The 9,293-nt window shown below is 71.7% G+C and carries 2 protein-coding genes; both read right to left on the reverse strand.

The genetic code is table 11. The features are described 5' to 3' along the window. Positions 1–160 (reverse strand): polyketide synthase docking domain-containing protein (locus ACFXB5_RS50745; protein ID WP_385222164.1); only part of this gene is annotated, 160 nt, incomplete at its 3' end. Between the two features lie 45 nt (positions 161–205). Continuing rightward, positions 206–9,293 (reverse strand): SDR family NAD(P)-dependent oxidoreductase (locus tag ACFXB5_RS50750; protein ID WP_385222161.1); only part of this gene is annotated, 9,088 nt, incomplete at its 5' end.

Genomic DNA, 9,293 nt, shown 5'->3' on the forward strand with positions numbered 1-9,293 from the left:
CACCCGGCGTCTTCACGCCCCCGGGCTCCCGCGATCTCAACGCCACAATGGCGATGGGCTCCCGGTCCCGCTCCTCCACCTGTCGAAGTTGCCGACGAGCCTGACGCAGGTCAGCCGTCACCTTCTTGAGGTAGTCAAGGAGTTTTTCGTCTTCCGCCACTATCCCCAGCCCCTTGAAACACTCTGTGAGTTCCAGCTCGCCACGTCAGGACATTCCGAATTCGTCGTCGATGAGTTTGAAGATCTCGTCGGCGGTGGCCGATTCGATCTCGCTGTCGTCATCCGCGTCGTCGGCCGGCGCCGCCGCGGTGCCGGCCACCTGCCCGGTGCCGCCGGCGGACCACTTCGCCACCAGTCCCTGGAGCCGCTCCATGACCTTGGCGTGCGTCTCGCTGTCGGAGCCGAGGGCCGACAAGGTGGATTCCAGCCGGTCGAGTTCTCCGAAGACCGGCTCGGTCGCGGGCCCGTCCGCGGGAGTGACCTCCTCGCGCAGGAACCGTGCGAGCACCGCCGGGGTCGGGTAGTCGAACACCAGGGTCGCCGGCAGCCGCGTTCCGGTGATCGCGTTGAGCCGGTTGCGCAGCTCGACGGCCGACAGGGAGTCGAAGCCGAGGTCCTTGAACGCGTGTCCCGGCTCGATGGCCTGTCCCGACGCGTAGCCCAGAACGATGGCCACCTGGTCGCACACCAGGTCCACGAGGATGCGCTCGCGCTCCGTCTCGGACTTCCCGGCCAGGTGCTGCTTGAGCTCGGCGGCCGGGTCGGCCGAGGTGCTCGCGGCGCCTGCCTCCGCGGTCCTGCGCGCGGGGGCCCGTACCAGTCCGCGCAGAAGCGCGGGTACCGGCTCGCCCAGCGAGGACATGTCCATCGTCATGGGCACCAGGACGGCACCGTCGAGATCGCGGGTCGCGTCGAACAGCGCGAGTCCGGCCTCGGGGGTGAGGGCGACCATGCCGGTCCTGGTCATCCGGGTGACGTCGGCGTCGGCCAGTTCGGTGGTCATGCCACCGTCCTGCGTCCACGGCCCCCAGACGAGCGAGGCGGCCGGGAGCCCGGCGGCCCGGCGGTGCTGGGCCAGGGCGTCCATGAACGCGTTGCCCGCCGCGTAGTTGGCCTGGCCGGCGCCACCGAAGGTGCCGGAGACGGAGGAGAACAGGATGAAGGCGGAGAGGTCGAGGTCGCGCGTGAGCTCGTGGAGGTGCAGCGCCGCGTCCACCTTCGGACGCAGCACCTTGTCCACCCGCTCCGGCGTCAACGACTCCACCACACCGTCATCCAGCACACCCGCCGCGTGCACCACGGCCGACAGCGGACGCTCCGACCCGATACCCGCCAGCAGGCTCTCCACCGACGCCCGGTCGGCGACATCACACGCCATGACCTGCGCCTCGGCGCCCAGCCCGGCCAGCTCCGCCACCAACTCCGCCGCACCCGGCGCCTCCACGCCACGACGACTCGTCAGCACCAGACGCTCAACACCGTGCTCCACCACCAGATGACGGGCCAACAGCGCGCCCAGACCACCCGTACCACCCGTGATCAGCACCGTCCCCGGGCCATCGAGCGTCCTCGGAATGGTCAGCGCCACCTTGCCGGTATGCCGGGCCTGGCTGATGAAGCGGAAGGCATCGGGCGCCCTGCGCACATCCCAGGTGCGCACCGGCAGCGGCCGCAGCGCCCCGCCCTCGAACAGCGAGATCAGCTCGCCCCACATCTCGTGGATGCGATCGGGTCCCGCCTCCATGAGATCGAACGCCCGGTAGGAGACCCCGCCGTATTCGGCGGCCACCTCCTCCGGCACCCTGACGTCGGTCTTGCCCATCTCCAGGAACCGGCCGCCGCGCGGCAGCAGGCGCAGGCCCGCGTCCACGAACTCCCGCGCCAGCGAGTCGAGCACCACGTCCATACCGCGCCCGCCGGTCACATCCAAGAAGCGCTTCTCGAAGTCCAGCGTCCGCGACGACGCGATGTGCTCGTCGTCCAGACCCAGCGACCGCAAGGTGTCCCACTTGCCCTCACTCGCGGTACCGAAGATCTCGGCGCCCAGGTGCCGTGCCAACTGCAGCGTGGCCATGCCCACACCACCGGCCGCCGAATGCACCAGCACCGACTGACCGGCCTGGAGACCTCCCAGGTCCACCATGGCGTAATAGGCCGTCAGGAACACGATCGGCGTGGAGGCCGCCTGCTCGAACGTCCAGTCCTCCGGGACCCGGGCGACGACCCGCCGGTCGGTGATGGCGACCGGGCCGAACGACCCGCTGAAGATGCCCATCACCCGGTCGCCGGGCGCCACGTCGGTCACTCCGGGGCCGACCTCGGTCACGGTACCGGCGCCCTCGCCACCGAGCGGCCCGGCCTCACCGGGGTACATCCCCAGGGCATTGAGCACATCGCGGAAGTTCATACCCGCGGCGCGCATCTCGACCCTGATCTCGTTCTCGCGCAGGGCTTCGGTGGCATCGGGGCAGGGCAGCAGCGCCAGGTTCTCCAGCGTCCCCTTGGCGTGCATGTCCAGGCGCCATTCCCGTATTCCGGCGGGCGGCAGCAGCGCGGTGCCCGAGGAGACCCGGGCCATGCGCTGGCCGAGCACCGCTCCCTCGCGGACCACGGCCTGCGGCTCGTCGGCGGCGAGCACGGCGGGCAGTGCCGCCTTGGACGCCTCGGCGGGCTCCTGCGGGTCCAGGTCCACCAGGACGAAGCAGTTCGGGTTCTCCGACTGCGCGGATCGCACCATGCCCCACAGGGGTGCGTGGATCAGGTCCGGGGTCTCGTCGCGGTCCTCGGGCGCCATGGCGCCCGAGGTCACGAAGACCAGTCGGGAGGAGTCGAACCGGCGGTCGCCGAGCCAGCCCTGGATCATGCCGAGCGTGTGGTGCGTCACCGCGTGGATCGCGCCCGCGGGCTCCAGGCCCCGCTTGGCCTTGCTCCTGCCCTTGCCCTTCGCCTTGCTCTTGGGCTTGCCCTGAGCCGCCTCGTCGTCGAGGCCCGGTGCGTAGGAGACCAACACGGCCTCCGGGGCAGCGGCGCCACCGTCGATCGCGGCGCCCAGCGCGTCGAGATCGGCGTAGGCGGTCACCTCGGCTCCGGCGATCGCGCCGACGGCCAGTCCGTAGTGGTCGGTGCCCACCACGGCCCACTTGGCCGTGGCCGCCTCGGCCGGCGCGATGGCCGGAACGGCGGTCCAGTCCAGCGTGAACAGCGAGTCGCGGAACGCCGACGTCCTGGCCGCGTCGATGTGTTCCACCGACACCGGGCGCAGCACGAGGGATTCGATCGACGCCACCGGGCGGCCGGTGCCATCGGCCACCGCGAGGGAGATGGAATCCGGTCCGAGCTGGGTGAGCCGCACCCGCAGGGTGGAGGCGCCACCGGCGTGGAGCGACACCCCGCTCCAGGAGAACGGGAGCCGGGAGAGCCCGACGTCCTCCAGGGCCACGAAGGTCACCGCCTGCACGGCGGCGTCCAGCAGGGCGGGGTGGAGGCCGAAGTCGACCGCGTCCGACGCGTGCTTCTCACCGAGGCTGACCTCGACGTAGACGTCGTCGCCTGAGCGCCAGGCGGCCCGCAGGCCCTGGAACACCGGGCCATAGGCAAAGCCGGTGGCGGCGAAGCGCTCGTAGAAGTCGCTGATGTCCAGGGCTTCCGCGTCCGCCGGGGGCCATGCGCTCAGGTCGAACGCCGGCTCGGGGCCGGACGGGGCGAGCGCACCGGCCGCGTGCTGCGTCCACGGCTCGTCCGAGGACGCGTCGGCCGGGCGGGAGTACAGGCTGAGCGAGCGGTAGCCCGTCTCGTCCGTGTCACCCACCCAGAGCTGCACCTGGACCGGTTCGTTCTCGGGCAGGACCATCGGGGTGGCCAGGGTGACCTCCTCGACCCGGCCGCAGCCGACCTGGTCGGCGGCGCGGATGGCCAGTTCGAGGAATCCGGTCCCGGGGAACAGCGCCGCGCCCCCGATCGCGTGGTCGGCGAGCCACGGCTGGCTCTGCACCGACAGCCTGCTGGTGAACAGGAATCCGTCGCTGCCCGCCAGCTCGACTCCGGCACCCAGCAGCGGGTGGTTGGGCGAGCTGAGCCCGACGGAGGAGATGTCCCCGGTCATGGGGCCGCCGGCCTTCGGCCAGTAGCGCTGCCGCTGGAAGGCGTAGGTGGGCAGTTCCACCGGCCGCACATCGTGTCCGGCGAACGCCGTCGACCAGTTCACGGTGGTGCCGTGGACGTGGAGTTCGGCCAGCGCCGTGGTCAGCGCCTGGGTCTCGGGGCGGTTCTTGCGCAGCGCGGAGACGATGGTGAGTGCGTCTCCGCCCTCGTCGGTCGTCAGGCAGTCCTGCGCCATCGCGGTGAGCACACCGTCGGGGCCCACCTCCAGGAACGAGGTCACCCCGAGCTTCTCCAGGGCCCGTACCCCGTCCGCGAAGCGCACCGCCTCCCGCACGTGCCGCACCCAGTACTCCGGCGAGCACACCTCGGCGGCTCCCGCCGACGCACCCGTGAGGTTGGAGACCAGGGAGATCGACGGTGCCTCGAAGGACAGGCCGGAGACGACGTCACGGAAGTCGTCCAGCATCGCGTCCATGCGGGGCGAGTGGAAGGCGTGGCTGACCTTCAGCCGACGGGTCTTGCGACCTTGCTCCGCCCAGTCCTCGGCGATCTCCAGTGCCGCGGCCTCATCGCCCGCGATCACCACGGCCGTCGGGCCGTTGACCGCGGCGATGCTCACCTCGGCCTCACGACCGGCCAGCGACAGAGCGATTTCCTCCTCGGATGCCTGGATGGCCACCATCGCGCCACCCTCCGGCAGCGCCTGCATCAGCCGGCCACGCGCCGCGATGAGGGCGCACGCGTCCTCCAGGGAGAGCACCCCGGCCACATGGGCCGCGGCGATCTCTCCCACCGAGTGGCCGATCAGCACATCCGCGGTGACGCCCCAGCGCTCCAGCAGCCGGAACAGCGCCACCTCGATGGCGAACAGCGCCGGCTGGGTGAACGCCGTCTGGTTCAGCAGCTCGGCGTCCGCGCTGCCCTCGGCGGCGAACATCACCTCCTGCAGCGGCCGGTCGAGCAGCACATCGAGATACGCGCACACCTCGTCCAGGGCGCGGGCGAACACCGGGAAGGCGTCGTACAGCTCCCGGCCCATGCCCAGGCGCTGCGCGCCCTGGCCCGAGAACAAGAACGCCGTCTTGCCGGCCGTGCCCACGGATCCCTGGACGACTCCGGGAGCCGTGGCACCCGAGGCGATGGCCTCGAGACCGCTCAGCAGCCCGTCCCGGTCGCCGCTCAGGAGCACGGCGCGGTGGTCGAAGACGGACCGGGTGGTCGCCAGCGCGTAGCCCACGTCGTCGAGGTCGAGCTCGGGGTGGGCCGTCACATGGTCGTGCAGGTTCCTCGCCTGGGCGCGCAGCGCCTCGGCGCCCTTGCCGGTGACCGTCCAGGGACGTGCGTCCGAGTCGGCCTGGGGGGCGTGGTCCGTACGGACCCGCTCCACCGGCTCCAGCTCCGGGGCCTGCTCGATGATGGTGTGGGCATTGGTGCCGCTGATGCCGAACGAGGAGATGCCCGCCCGGCGCGGCTCGCCGTTCACCGGCCACGCGGTCGGCTCGGTCAGCAGCCGGACCTCGCCCGCCGTCCAGTCCACATGCGGTGTGGGCTCATCGACATGGAGCGTCCGCGGCAGCACGCCCTCGCGCATGGCCATCACCATCTTGATGATCCCGGCCACGCCCGCGGCCGCCTGCGTGTGCCCGAGGTTCGACTTGATGGAGCCCAGCCACAGCGGCTGGTCCGTCGGCCGCCCCTGGCCATAAGTGGCCAGCAGCGCCTGCGCCTCGATCGGGTCACCGAGCCTGGTGCCGGTGCCGTGCGCCTCGACCGCCTGCACCTGGTGGGCGGCGAGGTCGGCGCTGGCCAGCGCCTGGCGGATGACCCGCTGCTGCGACGGGCCGTTGGGCGCCGTGATGCCGTTGGACGCACCGTCCTGGTTGATCGCGGAGCCGCGCACGATCGCCATCACCGGGTGACCGTTGCGCCGTGCGTCCGACAGCCGCTCCAGCAGCAGCACGCCGACGCCCTCGGACCAGCCCGTGCCGTCCGCCGACGCGGCGAACGCCTTGCACCGCCCGTCCGACGACAACCCCTTCTGGCGGCTGAAGTCCACGAACGACCCCGGGCTGGACATGATCGTGACACCGCCGGCCAGCGCGAGGGAGCATTCACCCTGGCGCAGCGACTGCACCGCCATGTGCAGCGCCACCAGCGACGACGAGCACGCCGTGTCCACCGTGACGGCCGGTCCTTCGAGACCGAAGGTGTAGGAGATACGGCCCGATACGACACTGGCCGCGTTGCCCGTTCCGAGGTAGCCGTCAGGTCCGCCCGGGGCGGTCAGCAGCAGGCCGATGTAGTCCTGGCCGTTGCTTCCCGCGAAGACCCCGGTCCGGCTTCCCTTGAGCGACGTGGGATCGATGCCCGCCCGCTCGAACACCTCCCAGGAGGTCTCCAGCAGCAGCCGCTGCTGCGGGTCGATGGTCAGCGCCTCGCGCGGAGCGATCCCGAAGAACTGCGGATCGAACTCGTCGGCGTCATAGACGAAGCCGCCGCCGCTCGAGTCGCTGGTGCCCGAGTTCTCCGAGTCCGGGCCGTAGAGCTCGTCGAGATCCCAGCCACGGTTGGTCGGGTAGGCGCTGATCGCATCGCTGCCCTCGGAGACCAGCCGCCACAGATCCTCCGGAGTGCGTACTCCACCGGGGAAGCGGCAGCTCATCGACACGATCGCGATCGGATCGTCGTCCACGACCGTGCCCGTCACCACCGGCAGGTCTTCGGCCGGCTCGGGGGCGGTGCCCAGGACCTCCCTGAGCATGAACTCGGCGAGCACCGTGGGCGTCGGGTAGTCGAAGGCCACCGTGACCGGCAGGTTCACACCGGCCGCCGCGCAGAGGCCATTGCGCAGCTCCACGGCGGTCAGTGAGTCGAACCCGATGTCCCTGAAGGCCCGGTCCGGCTCCACCGAGTCGGCGCTCGGGTATCCGATCACCTCGGCCGCGTGCGACCTGACGAGGTCGAGCACCTCCGCCTCGCGTTCGGCGGCCGACAGCCCCTGGAGGCGCGCGGCCAGCCCGGCGGAGACCGCACCGAGTTCGGCCTCAGCCGCCTCCAGCGCCTGCCGCACCTCAGGCAGTTCGTTCAGGAGGGGACGCGGCCGGGCCGCGGCGAACCCGGGGGCGTAGCGCTCCCAGTCCACGTCGGCGACGGTGACGTCGACCTCCTCGTGGTCGAGCACCTGCTGAAGGGCGTCGACGGCGAGTTCGGGCGCCAGCGCCGGCATACCGCGCCGCTTCAGCTGGGCAGCCATGGCGTCGTCGACCAGACCACCGCCACCCCAGGCACCCCACGCCACCGAGGTGGCCGCCAGCCCCTGGGCCCGGCGCTGCTGCGCCAGGGCGTCGAGGAAGGCGTTCGCGGCGGCGTAGCTGCCCTGACCGGCACCACCGACGGTTCCGGCGTAGGAGGAGAAGAGGATGAACGCGGACAGGTCCAGGTCCTGGGTCAGCTCGTGGAGGTTCACCACGGCGTCCACCTTGGGCCGGAAGACGCCCTGCGCCCTGGGGACGGTGAGGGTGTCGATGAGGCCGTCGTCCAGGATGCCGGCCGCGTGCACCACCGCGGTGAGCGGGTACTCGGCGGGCAGCCCGTCGAGGAGTTCACGCAGCGCGCCGCGGTCGGCGGCGTCACAGGCCGCGACGGTGACCCGCGCGCCGAGAGCGGTCAGCTCGTCCCTCAGCTCGGCCGCGCCGGGGGCGTCCAGGCCGCGGCGGCTGGTCAGCACCAGGTGCTCGGCACCGGCCTGCACGAGCCAGCGGGCGAGGCGGCCACCGAGGGCACCGGTACCACCGGTGATCAGGACGCTGCCGCGAGGCTCCCAGGTACGGGCCGGCCGGGTGTCGCCCAGGGGCGCCCGGACGAGCCGTCGGCCGAAGACCCCGGTGGCGCGCACCGCGACCTGGTCCTCGTCACCGGAGCGCCCGATCAGGCCGACCAGACGGTTCAGCGCCCGCTCGTCGATCGCGTCCGGCGACTCGGGGAGGTCGACGAGACCGCCCCAGCGCTGTGCGTACTCCAGGCCGACCACCCGGCCCAGGCCCCACACCAGGGACTGCTTGACGCTGCCCACCCGGTCGGAACGGCCCACGGACACGGCTCCGGTGGTGGCGAGCCACAGCGGCACATCGATGTCGATGTCGCTCAGCGCCTGGACCAGGGCCACGGTGGCGGCGAAGCCACGCGGAACACCCGGGTGTTCGGCCAGCGCCTCCTCGTCCAGCGCGAGCAGGGAGAGCACTCCGTCGATCGCGGGCGTCCCCTCCTGCCCGGATCCGTCCGTGGCGGGTGTGCCGGGGGCCGCGGCCCGGATGAGCTCGACCAGCGACGACCGCTCCGGCTCCGTTGCGTCCAGGTCGACCCGCACCATGCGGGCCCCGTGGCGCTCCGCGTCCCGCGCGATGCGCTCGGCCAGTTCACGGGCGGTGTCGACCGGCGGGACCACAACCACCCACGTACCGGTGATCGGGGCGTCCTGCTCCTGGTCGGAGCCGGACGACGGCTGGTCGATGAGGGGCTTCCAGTTGATCCGGTAGCGCCAGTTGTCGACCGTCGAGCGGTCACGCCTGCCTCGCCGGTACGACGACAGGGCGGGCAGCACCGCGCTCAGCGGCGCCTCTCCGTCGAGCTCCAGCGTCTGCGCCAGTGTCTCGAGGTCCTCGCGCTCGACGGCCTCCCAGAACCGGGCGTCCACCGAGTCGGCCTCGGACACGGGTGCGTTGCCGAGCGTGGCGTCCTCGGCCGGCTGCGGCCAGTACCGCTGCCGCTGGAAGGCGTAGGTCGGCAGATCGATCTGGCGGGCGCCGTGTCCGGCGAACACCTTCCGCCAGTCGACGTCGGCCCCGTTGACATGGAGCTCGCCGATCGAGGTCAGGAACCGCTCCGGGCCGCCCTCGTCGCGGCGCAGCGTGCCCACGACCACCGCCCCCGCCGCCGCCCCGGCGTCCTCCACGGTCTGCTGAACGGGAAGGGTGAGGACCGGATGCGGGCTCACCTCGATGAACACGCCGTGGCCAGTGCCGAGCAGAGTGCGGGTGGTGGCTTCCAGCTCGACGGTCTGCCGCAGGTTGCGGTACCAGTACTCGGCGTCCAGGCCGACGGTGTCCACCAGCTCACCGGTCACCGTCGAGTAGAACGGCACCTCCGACGAACGCGGCGCGATATCCGCCAGAACCTTCAGCAGCTCCTCGTGA

Source organism: Streptomyces sp. NPDC059455, from assembly GCF_042750115.1.
Lineage (GTDB): Bacteria > Actinomycetota > Actinomycetes > Streptomycetales > Streptomycetaceae > Streptomyces > Streptomyces endocoffeicus.